Source organism: Hyperthermus butylicus DSM 5456, from assembly GCF_000015145.1.
GTDB classification, from domain to species: domain Archaea; phylum Thermoproteota; class Thermoprotei_A; order Sulfolobales; family Pyrodictiaceae; genus Hyperthermus; species Hyperthermus butylicus.
In genome coordinates, this window is record NC_008818.1 from 625,836 (window position 1) to 641,224 (window position 15,389).

Annotated in this window: 16 protein-coding genes and 1 CRISPR repeat array; of the genes, 5 read left to right on the forward strand and 11 right to left on the reverse strand. The window is 55.8% G+C overall.

Annotated features, from left to right (window positions below):
- Positions 1-3: 3 nt before the first annotated feature.
- The gene (locus HBUT_RS03350; protein WP_011821820.1) at positions 4-327 is read right to left on the reverse strand and encodes a hypothetical protein; all 324 of its coding nucleotides are present in this window, start codon (positions 325-327) and stop codon (positions 4-6) included.
- Between the two features lie 424 nt (positions 328-751).
- Here HBUT_RS03350 and HBUT_RS03355 point away from each other — a divergent pair, with 424 nt between their 5' ends.
- From HBUT_RS03355 to HBUT_RS03360, 3 genes are all read left to right on the forward strand, one after another.
- On the forward strand, positions 752-1,441 hold the full coding sequence (locus HBUT_RS03355; RefSeq protein ID WP_011821821.1) for a helix-turn-helix domain-containing protein: 690 nt from the start codon (positions 752-754) through the stop codon (positions 1,439-1,441).
- Between the two features lie 25 nt (positions 1,442-1,466).
- A complete protein-coding gene (locus HBUT_RS09470; RefSeq protein ID WP_153801372.1) occupies positions 1,467-1,637 on the forward strand; it encodes a hypothetical protein in 171 nt (56 codons plus the stop codon).
- Between the two features lie 70 nt (positions 1,638-1,707).
- The gene (locus HBUT_RS03360; protein WP_153801373.1) at positions 1,708-2,085 is read left to right on the forward strand and encodes a hypothetical protein; all 378 of its coding nucleotides are present in this window, start codon (positions 1,708-1,710) and stop codon (positions 2,083-2,085) included.
- 80 nt (positions 2,086-2,165) lie between these two features.
- Here the strand turns inward: HBUT_RS03360 and HBUT_RS03365 are convergent, their stop codons facing one another.
- The 5 genes from HBUT_RS03365 to cas2 form a co-directional block, all read right to left on the reverse strand.
- Complete coding sequence (locus tag HBUT_RS03365) at positions 2,166-2,732, reverse strand: alanyl-tRNA editing protein (protein ID WP_011821823.1); 567 nt, start codon at positions 2,730-2,732, stop codon at positions 2,166-2,168.
- Between the two features lie 30 nt (positions 2,733-2,762).
- Complete coding sequence (locus HBUT_RS09790; protein ID WP_228546759.1) at positions 2,763-2,906, reverse strand: hypothetical protein; 144 nt, start codon at positions 2,904-2,906, stop codon at positions 2,763-2,765.
- Positions 2,907-3,109: 203 nt separating this feature from the next.
- Complete coding sequence (cas4, locus tag HBUT_RS03370) at positions 3,110-3,712, reverse strand: CRISPR-associated protein Cas4 (protein ID WP_011821824.1); 603 nt, start codon at positions 3,710-3,712, stop codon at positions 3,110-3,112.
- Positions 3,713-3,907: 195 nt separating this feature from the next.
- Positions 3,908-4,105 carry a hypothetical protein gene (locus tag HBUT_RS03375; protein ID WP_052287740.1) on the reverse strand — a complete coding sequence of 66 codons (198 nt, stop codon included), beginning with the start codon at positions 4,103-4,105 and terminating at the stop codon, positions 3,908-3,910.
- A 75-nt stretch (positions 4,106-4,180) separates the two neighbouring features.
- Complete coding sequence (cas2, locus tag HBUT_RS03380) at positions 4,181-4,468, reverse strand: CRISPR-associated endonuclease Cas2 (RefSeq protein WP_011821825.1); 288 nt, start codon at positions 4,466-4,468, stop codon at positions 4,181-4,183.
- Between the two features lie 100 nt (positions 4,469-4,568).
- On the opposite strand from cas2, the gene cas4a reads away from it, so the two are divergent.
- Both cas4a and cas1 read left to right on the forward strand, forming a co-directional pair.
- Positions 4,569-5,384, forward strand: a complete 816-nt coding sequence (cas4a, locus tag HBUT_RS03385) for a type I-A CRISPR-associated protein Cas4/Csa1 (RefSeq protein ID WP_011821826.1) — start codon at positions 4,569-4,571, stop codon at positions 5,382-5,384.
- A 7-nt stretch (positions 5,385-5,391) separates the two neighbouring features.
- Entirely contained in the window at positions 5,392-6,387 is a 996-nt protein-coding gene (gene cas1 / locus HBUT_RS03390) for a CRISPR-associated endonuclease Cas1 (protein ID WP_011821827.1), read from the forward strand.
- A 330-nt stretch (positions 6,388-6,717) separates the two neighbouring features.
- Positions 6,718-10,024: direct repeats of the CRISPR family, unit length 25 nt; unit sequence GAACAACTCAAAAGAGAATTGCAAG.
- Between the two features lie 287 nt (positions 10,025-10,311).
- On the opposite strand, the gene HBUT_RS03395 is transcribed toward cas1, so the two are convergent.
- The 5 genes from HBUT_RS03395 to HBUT_RS03415 all read right to left on the reverse strand — a co-directional run bounded on the left by HBUT_RS03395 (position 10,312) and on the right by HBUT_RS03415 (position 15,143).
- On the reverse strand, positions 10,312-12,234 hold the full coding sequence (locus HBUT_RS03395; protein WP_011821828.1) for an ATP-binding protein: 1,923 nt from the start codon (positions 12,232-12,234) through the stop codon (positions 10,312-10,314).
- 76 nt (positions 12,235-12,310) lie between these two features.
- Positions 12,311-12,769 carry a hypothetical protein gene (locus HBUT_RS03400; protein ID WP_048061429.1) on the reverse strand — a complete coding sequence of 153 codons (459 nt, stop codon included), beginning with the start codon at positions 12,767-12,769 and terminating at the stop codon, positions 12,311-12,313.
- Positions 12,766-13,833: a DNA double-strand break repair nuclease NurA gene (locus tag HBUT_RS03405; protein WP_011821830.1), complete on the reverse strand. Its 1,068-nt coding sequence runs from the start codon at positions 13,831-13,833 to the stop codon at positions 12,766-12,768. Before HBUT_RS03405 ends, HBUT_RS03400 begins: the two co-directional genes overlap by 4 nt.
- Before the next feature lie 562 nt (positions 13,834-14,395).
- Complete coding sequence (locus HBUT_RS03410; protein ID WP_083756302.1) at positions 14,396-14,593, reverse strand: helix-turn-helix domain-containing protein; 198 nt, start codon at positions 14,591-14,593, stop codon at positions 14,396-14,398.
- Positions 14,594-14,747: 154 nt separating this feature from the next.
- The gene (locus tag HBUT_RS03415; RefSeq protein ID WP_011821831.1) at positions 14,748-15,143 is read right to left on the reverse strand and encodes a hypothetical protein; all 396 of its coding nucleotides are present in this window, start codon (positions 15,141-15,143) and stop codon (positions 14,748-14,750) included.
- Positions 15,144-15,389: the final 246 nt, after the last annotated feature.

A 15,389-nucleotide genomic window follows, 5' to 3' on the forward strand; every position in this document is an offset into this window, starting at 1 on the left:
AGCCTATCTTCCGAGCGCGAGTATGGCAGCTGTACGGGCTAGACGGAGCCCTTCCTCAGCCCTATGGCTGTCGAGGAGCAGTTCTGTGATCTTCTCAACTTCATACCTGGCCTTCTCAACCAGCTCCTCCGCGTTGTTTGGGCATTTCTTATCTGGGCTCTCGCTTAGGCAGCTACTCCTAAACACGCGGAGAGCATCATATAGTGCAGCTAGGGCCTGGTCTGGACTCAGCGCGTTAGCTATACGGTCCAACACGCCGAACTGTCTGGTCCTCGCGAAGAAGGAGAGGAGTTCGGGGAGCCGGTAGAGGCGGTGCTGTTCATGCAAGTGTCCTGCCACCAGCCTACTGCTTATGCTTTTTGCACAAACTTAAACGCTACTCCTATGACGTTCACGTTTAAGTAGAAAGTTTGCGGTATGAGAAGATGTGATAATACTTAGGACTACGTCAATTATGTACCATAATATAGAAACATGTCAGCATAGCTGGAAAGAGGCTCCAGGCCTTTTTTGGATAGCTGAACGCGGCATTATGCACAATACTACTGTGCTATGTATATGTGGAGGCAGTGACTTAGGAATCATACCATAGGAACCTAGCTGATAAGTATGGAATTAGTTGAAGGTGGATGTGGTTCCAAGTTTGCGACCTATTCTAGCATCTGTTATGGATTCGAATAACCTGTTCATCTGCTGTGAACAGGTTTCATACCCAGGAAAGCTTATATAGAGTTGATAGGGGAGGTAGTTGGTGGGCTCAATATTGGTGGATTTTTCCGAGCTACATATGAAGGTAGTGGTCTCGACCCTAGGGTTTGATGAGAAGTTTGCATTGCGCGCCCTTATAGCTCATAGGCCTCGGAGATTCTACGCGGTAGCACTCTATACTAACGAGGATGCGTGGCGCCGTATACTGAAGGCGTTTTCGCAGCTGAAACTTGTTGCCAGCCAGCTGGGTGTAGAGGCTGAGCTTGTACGCATAGACTACCGTGGTGAGGGTCTCTCTGTTCTAGCTGGTAAGATCAAAATGCTGCTTGAGGGTTATGCTGAGAATGCTGACAGATTAGTGTTGGTTCTTACTGGTGGTCCCCGAATACTGGTTTCAGCAGCCCTAGTGGCTGCAATAGCACTACCTAGACGTCTCGCCGAGAGGATTGCCGTGAGGCTTGAAGGGGAAGGCTTTGAAGCAGTCATTGTTGAGCCCCTACTGAATATCGTGCCGGTACCTCTTGATGACACGGCACGGAGAATTGTGCGTCTACTACTTCAAGCGCTACTTGAAGGTCGAGGGGTCGGGCCTACGGAGGTTTCGCAGGAGCTGGGCATACCAAAGTCTACTGCGTACAAGAAGCTCCAGGAGCTGGTGGCTATGGGGCTTGCAAGCTATGATCCGCGGAGCCGCAGCTACCGGGCCACTGAGAGAGCCTACATTAACGCCTAGACGTTACGGGAAGGGGTGACGTGAAGTGACGGGGAAAGGGAAGAGACGCTATTTGCTCAATACTAATGTGCCGCTATCGGCGTACTATGGTAGTCCACACGTGAAGGCGTGGTTGAGAAGACATGGTATTGAATCCTATTATTCAGACATATTAGAGCTGGAGCTGCGGGGTCATCCAGCAAACGTCGGTGCTTGACCTGCTGAGATGGTATGGTGTTGAACGGCTGAGCACGGATAAGGGTAGACTCTATAGAGCTGCTGTTAGGTTGCTCACGCAGCATGGTCTCTCGCTCAGACTTGTATTTGACGCTATGCATGTTTTAGCAGTTAAGGAGTATGGGTTAGTTGTTGCAAGTCATGATGAAGATATGGGACGACTAGCAGGTATAGTGGGGTTGTGTATAGCAGGCCCTTGGGCAGACCCTATGGCCCACAGGATAGTGTACCCAGATCCTGCTGTGGAACGCGCAGTAAGAGAGGTGAGAGCGATAAGGAATAAGCTTGCAGAACTAGCGATACTTGCTGAGGAAGCCGGGAAGAAGGGAAAAAGGAGCGAGGCCTATAGGGTGATAGATGCTTTTCTAAACGAGGAAATAGGCTATGATGAAGCGTACTATAAGCTCAAAGCTTTAGCCAGGGCATAAACGCAAGCCTATTCACGCAACCCAAGTTTGCGGGAGCACGGTGGTAAAAACAGCCTCTGTGGAAAGGTGTAGCTTCGTTCTCAGCTGGTGTTACCTGTCCCCCACCCTCTATGAGTTTGTAAGACCCTCTTTCTCCTCCTGCCCTTGCTCTCGAGTTTCACGATTTCTATCCCGGGGCATCCTGCATGTGTTCCTAACGTGCGGGCCTCCGTCAGCCCGTACTCGACACCAGGTATCTCGACAATGCGTAGAACCGGGACGTCCGGTGGAGGGCGGTTGGCCAGCTTCACTGTGCCTGGCAGCTTTAGCGCCTCCTCCCTCGGGAGCCAGTACACCCTGACCTCGATGCACCTCCGTAGTATCCTGTTTGCCTCCTCCACAGCCTCCAGTATCGCGTTCTTCCAGTCCCCCACACCTATCTCGAAGTCATCACATGCAATATCAGGAGCTTTATGCCCTCCGGTAACTCTTGCCTCGTACTGTTCACATACAGCACGGCTGCGAGCATATGGCTGGCCGTATGGAGCTTCATCATCCGATACCTGCGCTCCCAGTCCAGAACCACCGCACTGACAGCCCGCCTCTAGCAGCTCGGCAACGATGTGTGCTGCATCGCCAGCCTCCATAACCGCATCTGTAACCTTCACCTGTCGCCACGCCAGGTTAGAAGGTAACCCCTAGTCAGCGTCAAGCCCACCGCTTGGACATGGATGAAAAGCTGTCCCATCAAGGAACACATTGTTGTCGCCAATCCTTGTTGGGGTTGCTTCGAACTCCCTAGTGCAGATATCCTTCTGGTACAGAAGCTCGGACCCAGGCACTCCCGCCTCAGCAGCAGTATGTAGCCCCGGGTGTAGGTAGGCTGCATGGCCTGCATCACTGCTACAGCTTCACCATTCCGGATTCCCAGCCGTCTAAAACGATGTGCCTGGTAGCCAGCTGCTAACTACCTCCAATACCTGCTGAGGGCTTAGAGGATGTATGGAAGTGTGGCGGGTATGCAGCTGGCAGCCAAGGGTCTTGTCTATGTGCGTGCGTAGGTGCACACGCCGCGATAGCTGCAGACGCGGCATCTCCGTGGGGACACGGTGTAGTGCTGGAGCGGCTCCCCCCGCTGCAGCATCTCGTGCAGCTCCCGGGCAGCGTCCTCAACCATTTTGCGGAGCATGGGGGTCACCTCTACCTCCACAATACGGTTCCTTTCCGCCTCGTAGATGAGCGCCATCCTTAACGGGTAGCCGAGGGTCTCCTCTGCCGCCATGCCGTAGGCTGCAGCCTGGACGCGGATGTGCAAGCTCCGCCTCTTTCCCGGCAGGCTGAGCTTAGCCTCAACCACCACCAGCGTGTCATCCGACAGTACTGCGGCCAGGTCCACCCGGCCGGCTAGGCCCAGCCTACTGCTCGTAACGGGGTGCTCCCAGAGCAGCTCCCGGGCTTCGACACGCCACCGGGCAAACACCTCTTCGAGCCGTTCCAGGAGCCTCCACCGGGTCTCACCGCTCAGCCCGCCGGCCTCCATGCTGAAGGTGGGCCTCTCAGCCCACAACACCAGCTTGTGCCATGCCGCCACGGGGCACCAGTAATACTCCTTCACCAGCACTATAGGTATCAACCGCTGAGCCTCCATGAAGCTCGCACGCCCCCACGGAGCAGGTGTAGTACGGCAAGCTGCAAAAACACGATCCAACACGCAAGCCTTTACCGCCTGCAAGCCTAAAGCAAAGTACTATAGCTATAACCAGCGCAATACGGCCGACGTACTGCCCGTGGATAATCACCTCGTCCAGCTCATCTACACTTGTATGTCGACGTGCCACTGTTGCTAGCCGATTTCTATCATTTTCCTCGTATACCTCTTATACTGCTGGAACCCCTTAGGGCCCGTTACATGGAGGTCGACGGGGTAGTCCCAGGGTAGACCCTCCTCGAAGGCTCTGAGGAGTATGCGTTTCTTCGCCTCCAGCCTCTCCCGGTGGCTGGGGTCCCGGGGGAGCACTACCAGTATGTCCAGGTCGCTCACGGCGGTGAGTCTGTCCTCGGCTGCTCAGCCTATCACGTAGACCCGGGCTTCCGGGTAGAACTGCTTGGCCACGTGCTAGACTACTCTCACCGCTTGTTTCTGCTTGGGGTCGCTCATTATGCCGCCGTATACCAGCATTCTGCGGGCGTAGTCTTCCGGCACCACGAGGGCTACGACACTGTCTGTGCGGGCGTCGACGATCCTCGATGCTGCCCGTATGGCTTCCTTGGCCTTGGTGTAGCCTCCCCTGCCCATGAAGACGCTTCTCTGCACCCTGACGAGCCCGAGGGACTGGAGGGTCTTGGCTAGGAGGTCTCGGCGCTTGTTGTCGCTTACGTCGTAGAATACTACTACGTAGGGCACTCCCAGCCCCTTGTGGTAATACCTTAAAAGCCTGGGGGCTTATCCCTTCCCCCGGGTAGCTCCCAGCAAAACACGTTTAGCCGCGGGAACCGTGGGAGCCATGGTTCTCCCGCGGAGGGTCTGGGACTACATAAGGAGCCTGGGCAGCGAGGGCCCAGTCTACGCCGAGATAAGGGGGTGGAGATTCGATTACGTGGCTCCACGGTACCGGTACCGGCCCAGCGTGAGCGAGGTGGCGAGCTACTGTCCTAGCCACCGGGACGCCTACCTCCAGCACGTCCGGGGCCTCCAGCCCCCTAGGAGCCTGCGGGCCCAGTACGGCGTCCTGGTTCACGAGTTCTTCCTGGAGCCCTTCCGCCTCGTAGACCGTGGCGCTGACAGCCTGGAGGCCCTCACGGCTGGGAAGTACAGGCTGGCCCGGAGGCTGGGGGTCAGGGCTGACCGGTTCCTAGAGAGGGTCTACGAGCTAGGCGCGATACTCGCGCTCCAGTCCCGGGTCGACGGCGACATACCGTTGCGCGTCGAGCCCCCGATACCCGGCGCCCCGGTCGGCCTCAGCGACACTGTGCGCCCCGACCTCCTCGTAGGCTTCATCCCGGTGGAGGTTACGGCTGCCGGGCCCTGGGGTACATACGGCTCCAAGAAGGAGCTCCAATTGGCTGGCTACGCTCTCGCCATAGAGGCCTGGACCGGCATCCCGGTAGATTACGGGGTCGTGGTCTATGTTACGAGGAGGAGCGATGAGCCCAGGCCGGAGTGGCGTGTCGTTGTCATCGACGATGCGTTGAGGAGGAGCTTTCTCCGGGAACGCGACGAGGTGGCAATGATAGTTGAGAACCGCGTCGACCCAGGCCCCGCGGGTGAAGGCTGCCCCTCCTGGTGCCCATTCCGTGGTGTAGAGGGCTGCCCCGGGTGAGCCCGGGGTGCCGGAGGTCCTCCTCGTGGCGACGCCGGGGACACGGATCTACGTGCGCCGGGGGGTGGTCTACGCGGAGGCGCCCAGCGGCGAGAAGGCAGTTGTCACAGCTGACACGGAGCTAGTAGTGCTGGCTACGGGCTCGGTATCGGTTAGCGGCCGGGCACTGCGCCGCCTAGCGGAGCTGGGTGTGCGCCTCGTGGTTCTCGGGCAGCGGGGCCAGGTGGTGGCCGAGCACCGCCCGGTGGACAGGGTGAACCGCACCATAGAGGCCCGGATGGAGCAGTACCGCGTCAAGGCCACGGGGGAGGCACTATACTACGCCGCGGAGATGGTGTACGCGAAGATTGTGAACCAGGCCAAGCTACTGAGATACCTCGCGAAGAGCAGGAGGGAGCCCTGGCTCCGAGATGCCGGGTACCGAGTAGAGGGCCACGCCGACCGGCTACGCCAGATAATAGAGAACGAGGAGCCCACAACCCCGGAGGTGATCCGCAGCATAGAAGCCCAGGCAGCCCGGGACTACTGGGACGCGATAGCCCAGATAGCACCCACCCCCTTTCCCGGACGCCAGCCCAGGGGCGAAGACCACCTCAACATGGCCCTAAGCTACGGCTACGCGATACTCTACAGCATAGCCCACGACGCACTAACAGTGGCGGGCCTAGACCCCTACGCAGGCTTCCTACACGCAGACCGCAGCGGAAGACCAAGCCTAACATACGACTACGCAGACACCTACAAGCCAATAGCAGTCGATAAGCCACTGCTAACAGCACCGAGAAAAACGGACTGCCTAGACACATACATGGGAGCACTAACATACAACGCGAGACGCTGCATAGCAACCCTAGTACTCGAAAACATCTACAAAACACCCTACCCCGACAGCAGAGGCCGAAAGAAGACACTAAGAGACCACATATACACCTACGCCTGGAACCTAGCAGCCGCAATAAGACAACACAAACCCTACAAACCCTTCATAGTAGGACGTCTCTAACCGGTTCAACTGTTTTTTACAACGCGCATCCTACAGCTAGTTGTTTTGTCCCACTATGTTCTCCTATCCTGTGTTGTGGGTGTCCATTGCTGTCAGAGTTTCTTGCAATTCTATATATGTCTTCTTGCGAACATACACGTGGCGGAACTGCAAGTGTTCTTGCATTGCTCCATGCAAACCCATACAAATCCATGAGAACACATTCCAACCCCAAATCCATAGCCACAAGTACGCCCCCAGGAAACCAAAAGAAATAAAACAGCCACAAAACCGGGAGAAAAACCCGGACCCCCCAACTCAACAGAGAAACCCCAACACCCCCACAGTGCAGAACAACTCAAAAGAGAATTGCAAGGCAATCCAGCAGATGGCCCAGCAATTCCAGCAGCAGCGAACAACTCAAAAGAGAATTGCAAGTACGCATAAAGAAAGCACTAGCAGAACATCTTGAAGCATTTGCAGGAACAACTCAAAAGAGAATTGCAAGGGTACAGCCTTGCGAAGTTTTCCTCGGTCGCCAGGGCCTTTTCGAGAACAACTCAAAAGAGAATTGCAAGGCGATGGGCATCCCTGTGCAGATTGGCGCCAAGCCAATCAGCATGAACAACTCAAAAGAGAATTGCAAGCCCTTGGCTCCTCGGGAGGCGAGTGCTGCTTCCTGCACAGCTCGGAACAACTCAAAAGAGAATTGCAAGATGTATTCAACGAGGCCAAACTCCTCAGCCTTCTTTACTTCTCTGAACAACTCAAAAGAGAATTGCAAGCCTACCATGGCGGCCTCCACCCCACCCCAAACATTGTAGCTATGAACAACTCAAAAGAGAATTGCAGACCTCTCAAGCATTGACACGCCATGACCCGCAAGCGCCATTGGAACAACTCAAAAGAGAATTGCAAGTCCATGATGACACCCAGTTATCGTTCACCAACACCACTAGGAACAACTCAAAAGAGAATTGCAAGCGCTCACACGGTCGAGACCACGCTCTCCTCGATCCACGACACAAGGAGGCGACTCGAACAACTCAAAAGAGAATTGCAAGTCGTCGCTCACCTATCTCTCCATCACGATACGCAATCGCCACGTCTATGAACAACTCAAAAGAGAATTGCAAGGCATATGCAGTATGGTAGGCCTTCCTTGTCCCATTTCTCCAGCTCGAACAACTCAAAAGAGAATTGCAAGTCCAAGAGCTCTACTTGCCGTCTCTTCAACTCTAGATATTCTGAACAACTCAAAAGAGAATTGCAAGTCTCCGTGAGACGCTTCTCAAGCTCCTCAGGGTCAACGGTTTTCTGAACAACTCAAAAGAGAATTGCAAGAACTCGCTGGCCATCTCCAATAGCTGCTTGATCTTTTGGAGAACAACTCAAAAGAGAATTGCAAGTCCCAACAGCGTAGCCGTACCTTCTCGCGTGGTCTATGAAGTGAACAACTCAAAAGAGAATTGCAAGTACATCATATCCTACTTCTCTACTCTCACAGTACTCTTCACATTTGAACAACTCAAAAGAGAATTGCAAGTCTCCGCCTGCTCGGCGGCCTGCTCTAGCGCCGCTATGGAACAACTCAAAAGAGAATTGCAAGCTCATTGCCAAGTCTTGCTTGCTGAACGTGAACTGCTTCGCGAACAACTCAAAAGAGAATTGCAAGTCAATGCTGCTGATGTTGCCGATGCTTGGCGTCGGCACAAGAACAACTCAAAAGAGAATTGCAAGCCTTGTTTGCAGACTCGACGAACGTCGCGAACACAATCGTGGAACAACTCAAAAGAGAATTGCAAGGTGAGTACGCAGACACCAAGGCCGCCAAGGTTTCACCCCACGTGTGAACAACTCAAAAGAGAATTGCAAGTTTCTGGAATCAGGACTCTAAGTCTCCTTTCCCAAACAAAGAACAACTCAAAAGAGAATTGCAAGTGGGAGCGCACGGGGGGTCTGCGCACACTTTACCAATTCAAGAACAACTCAAAAGAGAATTGCAAGACGAAGACGCTGTACGAGCTGCCGCCACCAGGCAACTACACACCAAGAACAACTCAAAAGAGAATTGCAAGCGTCATTGTACTCTTTTCGCTCAATTATTATTATGTCGTCGGGAACAACTCAAAAGAGAATTGCAAGGTGTTAGTAGTTCTCTCATGGTTTTCAGTGTGTTTACAGCGAACAACTCAAAAGAGAATTGCAAGATCCGAACTGTGCCAGTTCACATTCCATCATTTTTATAGAGGAACAACTCAAAAGAGAATTGCAAGTCTGCTGGATTGCGGGGACATGCGGCGCGAGCTCCCTCAGCATCTTGAACAACTCAAAAGAGAATTGCAAGTCCGTTCGTCCTCAGAGCGAACAGCTTCCTTGCGTACGCGAACAACTCAAAAGAGAATTGCAAGTGGACTGACTTCGATTACAAGCAGCACTACGACAATCTCGAGAACAACTCAAAAGAGAATTGCAAGGTTCTAGCTGCTGACCCCGACAGCCTCGTCGCTGAGCTTAACCGTGAACAACTCAAAAGAGAATTGCAAGCTGTATGTTTGCCGCAACATATCGCTATCACCTTGGGCGAACAACTCAAAAGAGAATTGCAAGAGGCATCATCGGCGCGTCAAGGATCACTCCAGCACAGCTCTCCGAGAACAACTCAAAAGAGAATTGCAAGACACCTCCACGCGGTCCGGTGCAGCCTCCACTTCCCTTTACAATGAACAACTCAAAAGAGAATTGCAAGGGCCGCGTAGACCATGTAGCCTACTGCTAGCGCTACGGCTGGGTACGAACAACTCAAAAGAGAATTGCAAGGTTTTTACTCTGCCAGGTGTTAACCTCGAATTCAACTCTCATCTTGAACAACTCAAAAGAGAATTGCAAGTTATCGCAGCTTGTTTCCTCTTCTTCCGTTTCCTCCTCCGCTTGAACAACTCAAAAGAGAATTGCAAGGCGGTCGCAACCCCATGCGCGTCGTAGTGGGCTATAATGAGGTCCTGGACAGCGAACAACTCAAAAGAGAATTGCAAGTTTAAATCCGGTTTTCTTTCAATTCCACTTCTGGGTTAAAAAAGAACAACTCAAAAGAGAATTGCAAGTATACTTGTTATATCTCACCCTGATGTCTAGCATTCTTCCACCTCGGAACAACTCAAAAGAGAATTGCAAGCTGGGGACCTGTGTCTGGAAACCTCGCTATTATCGCCCCGCCAAGAACAACTCAAAAGAGAATTGCAAGACACCATTTGCAACAATGAGGATGGTGGTTACTAGCGATAGGGATGAACAACTCAAAAGAGAATTGCAAGTTGATTATTGCCATGACTGTGAAGGCTAGCTGGCCAACGGCATGGAACAACTCAAAAGAGAATTGCAAGCGCAGGCTCAGGCGTGGCACGGCATAGAAAACACTTATACTAGGAACAACTCAAAAGAGAATTGCAAGTAGAACAATATATACGGCTCCGTGCCGTCCTTTGGCACCCTCAGCTGAACAACTCAAAAGAGAATTGCAAGACGAACGCTTTGTTGACAGAGACCGGTGGGGAGACTGCGGCAACGAGAATAACTTAAAAGAGAATTGCAAGCTACATGTCTTACACTCGTAAGACAGCACGTAATACATGTGAATAACTCAAAAGAGAATTGTAATGTCTCAAGGCTTGTTGCGGTTTTGGCTAGAATGGTAGTCAAGGATAGATCTTGTGCTGCCAGAAGTCCTCCTTATCCCTGGCTTCTTCTGGTTCCTCGAGGGCTAGGTGGAGTAGTTCGTTGGGGTGCCCGGCTATGAGGCGGTTGAGCGTCTACATCCTTACCTGTAGGGTGAGCGGCGAGGGAACTGTGTGGTGGCGCTGTACCGTGTGGGGGAGCTTCCGGGGGATGTGTCTTGGAACTCGCGTATTATGATCGTATCTTCTCTGTGTTGTTGCAGAATGGCTTCTAGGTTGTTCGATGGCCTACAGCAGCTGGTGCGCCTACTACGCCTATGTAGCCTCCCCTCACCGCGTAGCTAGCCATGACGGCGGCGTGGTCCGCGTAGTAGGGGAGCCTGGCCCGGTACTCCCGCGGCAATGGTAGCTCCTCGGCGGTCTTCCGGTCGGTGCGCAGGTAGATCTTCGTGTTCGCAAGAGTGGCTATGAGCGGGGAGAGGTCTGACTCTCGGTGGGTGGAGAACACTATCGCTATCCCCCTGCTTCTGCCGAGCCGTGCAAGCCTCTCAACTGCAGCGGAGAGCATTCGCTCGTACTCCCCGCCTCCCCTCGGGAAGAACAGGTGAGCCTCGTCGACCACGAGTAGGGCGCGGTGCCCAGCGGTCCTCTCCGCGTATGCCAGCATCGTCCTCAGGAACTGGTAGCCAAGCAGCACCCTTACAGCAGTGGGGCTGGCGGCTCCGCCTCCAACTGCTTCGCCAGCGTAGGCCAAGTCTAATACTATGGCGCGCACACGGCGCCGCCCCGCTGCCTCGACGAGCTCGCCGTAGGATAGGCTCGGCGCCTCCCCACCACCGACACGGATGACACCCATGGACTTTAGTATACGGAGCCTCGAAGCGAGGTGGGCCAGCGTCTGCCTGTGCACGCCGAGATCCTTCTCCGCATTAGCCGGGTTCTCCAGGCGCTTCAAAAGATCCTCTATTGTTCTCGCCTTCAGATTCCTAGCTATGTAGGGTAGGGCCTCGCGGGCACGCTCGGTCATGTATGGGTCTATCTGGGCTATCTCCTCGACGCTCCGCAGCACCAGGAGCCTCGGCGCGATGTAGAGGGTCGCCTTGGCCGTCTCACCCTCACATGTCACCTTCACGTCTACCGCATACACGGTATCCTCCCCGTCGAGCCTCGCCCTTGAGGCCTCAGCGCTGCAGCCATGACGGCTATACATCGTGGCCACGGCTTCGCGTAGTCTTTCAGCGTAGTGCTCGGCCGCCCTGTCGGGGCTACAGCGTCCATTGCTGCTGGTGCAAGGTATGGCTACGAGGGAGGCTACATAGCGGCCGAACACGGGGCTACCGGGCTTTGCATCGATGCCGTAGACTTCTAGCACCCTAGCCGTATCAGCATCCACGAGTCCAGCGGGTATGTAGCCGGGAAGCCCGGCCGAGACGTAGTCGCCACCGGCATCCAGCACGGCCGCCACCAACTCCCCGTCCATGTTGAGGGCAGCATACATAATGTTCTTGACGAGGCTCGTCTTGCCACTCCCCGTGGTCCCCGTTACCAGCACGTGCTTAACCAAGACACTCCACGTCAGCCTAACAGGTATAGCCCTGCCGCCAGCCACGTAAACCCGATCCATCACAGCGAGAGCGCCAACTGGTACGCCCTCGCTGTGGGCGAGCAGCGCAGCCAACACGTCGGGATGAGGGATAACCACGGGGGAGCCAGGGTCCGGCGGCGCCACGGCCGCTACGGGCTGTAGCTTCTCGAGCACGGCGGCTGCCTCGCCGGGATCCCCGGCCTTTACTAGCCGGGCCCTGGCCTCCTCGTCTAGGTGCACGGCTAGCATGGGCTCGAGGTGGAGCTTTAGCGGCGACACGTTGGAGAGAACGACCATGCTGTGCGGCTTCTCCAGCGGCACAAAGGTTGTTGGCGCCCGCTGGGCTTCGAGCAGCGGCTGCCTCTCCACCGCCACGAGCTGTGCTACTATCAGGTTGAATGTTTTCGGGTCGATTACAAGGTAGTAGTAGCCCGTGGAGAGTATCTCTGGAATCTCGTGGGCTAGCCGAACCCACGCCTCCGGCGGCATATCAACGGTTATCCCCGCCTGGCCCTGCTGCACAGAGACACGGGCAACCACCATGCCGCCCTGCAGGCCTAGAGGCGATGCTGCGGCGAGCTTGGCTGCTATCCTCTCCGCCTCCTCCACCCTGCCACGGTAGCTCTGGTGTAGCTCCCTCTGCCTCTCAATGTAGACGTCCAGGAGACTGGGATCGGGCAGAACCCTACACCCCCACAGGCTCCCACGTGGAGACCAGGGTGTCGTAGGTAAACGCTACAACTGTTGAGAGGTGTTTTAGCCAGACGCTAGCCTGGAGCCTTGCCACGCGGCGGGAAGCCTCATCTGCTAGCTGCAGCGATGCTGGCAATGGTATGCTGGCTGTTGGCAGGGTGTGGTTGCCCACGAGCCACTTTATGAGGGAGAGGTCGTGCTCAAGTATAGCGTCTAGATGCCTGGTGTCAATAGTGTACTCGCCGGTTCCGCTGACCGTTACAAGCTCATTGTAGTCGGGTAGCTCTACGCGGTAAATGAGCCTCGGCATCCCCGGCAAGCTGATGTAGACGTAGTAGATCCTCTTAACGGCCACACCTAGCTCGGTGAGCAGCTTGTAGATATCAGCTATGCTCCTGCCATCCCTTACAACCCCCCGGCGGTGGAGGCTCAAGCTTAACTGGCCATTCACGGAGAGTAGCTCGTCGAGGGAGCTTGGTAACAGCCTCCAGCTGTAGCACGACAGCTACAGGGCCTATGACGGCCAACGCCGTAGGGGCCTCGTAGTGCACGAGATGCCTCAGCCTCGACAAGCTCTACATCCGGCGTATAGGTTATATCTCTTACAACCTTCTCGAGCGCCGCTACGAGCAGCTTACTATTCTCAACACGCTTAACAATAGCTACAACCTCCGCACCCCTCGCCCTGGCGATACCTACTATTTTCACGCGGTCAGCGGTGTTTACGAGGTAGCTTAGCGTGTAGAGGAGCTTCACAGCATTGCTAATAGTGAATGTGCCCTTCAAGCTCCTAGCCGTGGTATGCAGAGTTTTCAGCAGCCCAGGCGTCATAAAGAGAGGACCGTCCACAAGTACCAGGGTGTCATTGGTGGCGCGCTCAGCAATCCAGCCGAGGAGCCGGTTCTCAAGATACTCCCGGTTCTCGTCAAGCATTTTGTTCGGGTCGTAGCCGCTCCCATAACCCAGGTTCGAGAGCAAGCTGCAGGAGGCTCCGCAGAGGCTCGCGGGAAGCGCCTCGGCCAGCCAGGCTGGATCCACCAGCGGCTCCGATGCCAGCCAGCCTGGCAGGCTCCAGCCATCATCGAGGCTGGCTGCAAGGCTTGCCGCCGGCGCCTCTGCTGGGACGTATGGGTAGAGCGTCGAGTCCGGGTAGGTGCCAGCGGTGAAGGCCCCATCATAGTAGGCTACAGCGCCAGCATAAACGCCTAGGCGGAGCGTATAGGCTTCAAGCACGCGGCTACCAGCGTCGACAGCGTATACACGTCCCGGATGCTCCGGCTCAACACGGGCAAGACTATGCACCATCACAGGCCACAGCTTGTCGCCGCTACGGATAGGCGCCATGGAATCGAGTATGCCGCCCACGCGCTGCTCCTCCGAGGCCTCAGCCTCGCCTAGCTGCGAGCCTGGAGGCCCCCGCGAGAGGGGCCGAGGCGGCTCCCTAGCCAGGCTAGCAGCCAGCCTTCCAGCCGCCTCGGCGATATCCCATATGGTTACCCGGCCAGGTGGGGGCAAGACAGCTGCCCCTGAACAGCCACTCCAAAGAGTGGAGTTGAGGTAATACTAAAAACATTCCCACTACACGGCCACTGGGAACGAAACATGCACACTATCCCACGGCAAACATTACACTATCAGCTGCGCCATCTCCCTGGGCGGCAGGCAGTAGATCCCAAGCTATACCACATGCACGCAGTAGCATTGAGCGGTGAGCAGTAGATTAGTGTCACAGCTAGCCAGCGGGATCGGCAATGATAGCTCCAGCCATAGAGCGTAGCCTGCCCGCTCAATCTGGGCGTAAATCGCTGCTTCGATCCGGGGCTTCGACCTCCTAGGACTCGAAGATGGCGCGCTAGCGCTTCAGAGCTCGCCGCGTGGAGGCTGGTGAATCGTGTACTATCCCTCTGGTATCCTCCTGGCATAGACTGTCACAAGCTATGGGGATCGCCGATCTTCGTGGCTGGGAGCTGTGGGCTGGCGTGTCTGGTGGACGGCTGGCCAGAAACCAGCGGTATGTTGTGACGGGCTTCCAGCGTTATGGGGCTGTTGAGGTGCACGAGGGTGGGGTCCCGTGGTGCTAGCATGCTATTATGCCGCGTGGTGTTGGCTTGTACTTGCCCCGGGCGCCCTGGCTGTCTAGCCTCTGGACAAGCCCCTTCTCTGCGAGGTCTGTAAGCTTCTTGTGCGCAGTAGACTTGGCCATTTCGAGACTGTCTGATAGCTCCGTCGGGCCCACGGGGTCCCCATCTTCTCCCATGCCTCGACAACGCTGCATAGAACTCGCCTGGCAGCCTCGTCTAGTACCTCGCCCCGGAGCGTGTCGGCCCCCACATGGGCTAGTATCGAGCTATCCTCCATCTCGACTCGGAGGCATATCCTCTCCTGCTCAGCGGGATCCAGCGCTAGCAGCGCAACAGTGGCCGCAATGACTAGGAGGCGGGGCCGCCAGTCAAGCTCAATACTATGCAGCTACTGGTCTCCCCGAGGGCGCTCCGAAGGATCTTCTTCACCTCCCTTACCAGGCTGGCGAACTCCAGGTCGCCCGCGCGGTCTCCACCGATTATCCCGGCTGCGTCTAGGCCTACGAGGCTCGAGCTGGCCCCGGTGGAGACTGCTAGCTGGCTAACACTGTTGTAGGCCTTCTCGACCCGGCTCCACGCGTCACTGCTAACCCTTAAGCCGACAACGATAATCTTCTTGGGCCGGTGGTCTAGTACGGCGCGTATAACAAACTTCTCGTCGAACCCCATTGTGGCTATGAGAGTGGGGCACTCCTGGGACATCCCCAGGCATGAAAGTGTCCTCCTCCGGAGGACAAGCCGCAACACCTTACAGCCTATCTGAGGAGGTTCGGTATAAATCTTACCGGTACACTAGGACGTGAACTAGCCCATCTGTCCGGGTGCTAGGAGGCCCCAACGCTTTGAACGCCGCCGCGGAGACTGGCCGCCCATACGTATGGCTCTATCAGCGGGAGAACATGGCGCAGCCATGAGCTAGCCTTAGCGCCGTGGACTAGCAGTGGAAGGTACGGATCCCGTGTCCTACGATCCAGCCCTGTAGCTGGACCA

Coding starts and splice junctions, on each gene's coding strand:
- cas4a (WP_011821826.1), top strand. CDS start 4,569: ATGGTTCTCCCGCGGAGGGTCTGGGACTACATAAGGAGCCTGGGCAGC.
- HBUT_RS03410 (WP_083756302.1), bottom strand. CDS start 14,593: ATGCAGCGTTGTCGAGGCATGGGAGAAGATGGGGACCCCGTGGGCCCG.
- cas4 (WP_011821824.1), bottom strand. CDS start 3,712: ATGGAGGCTCAGCGGTTGATACCTATAGTGCTGGTGAAGGAGTATTAC.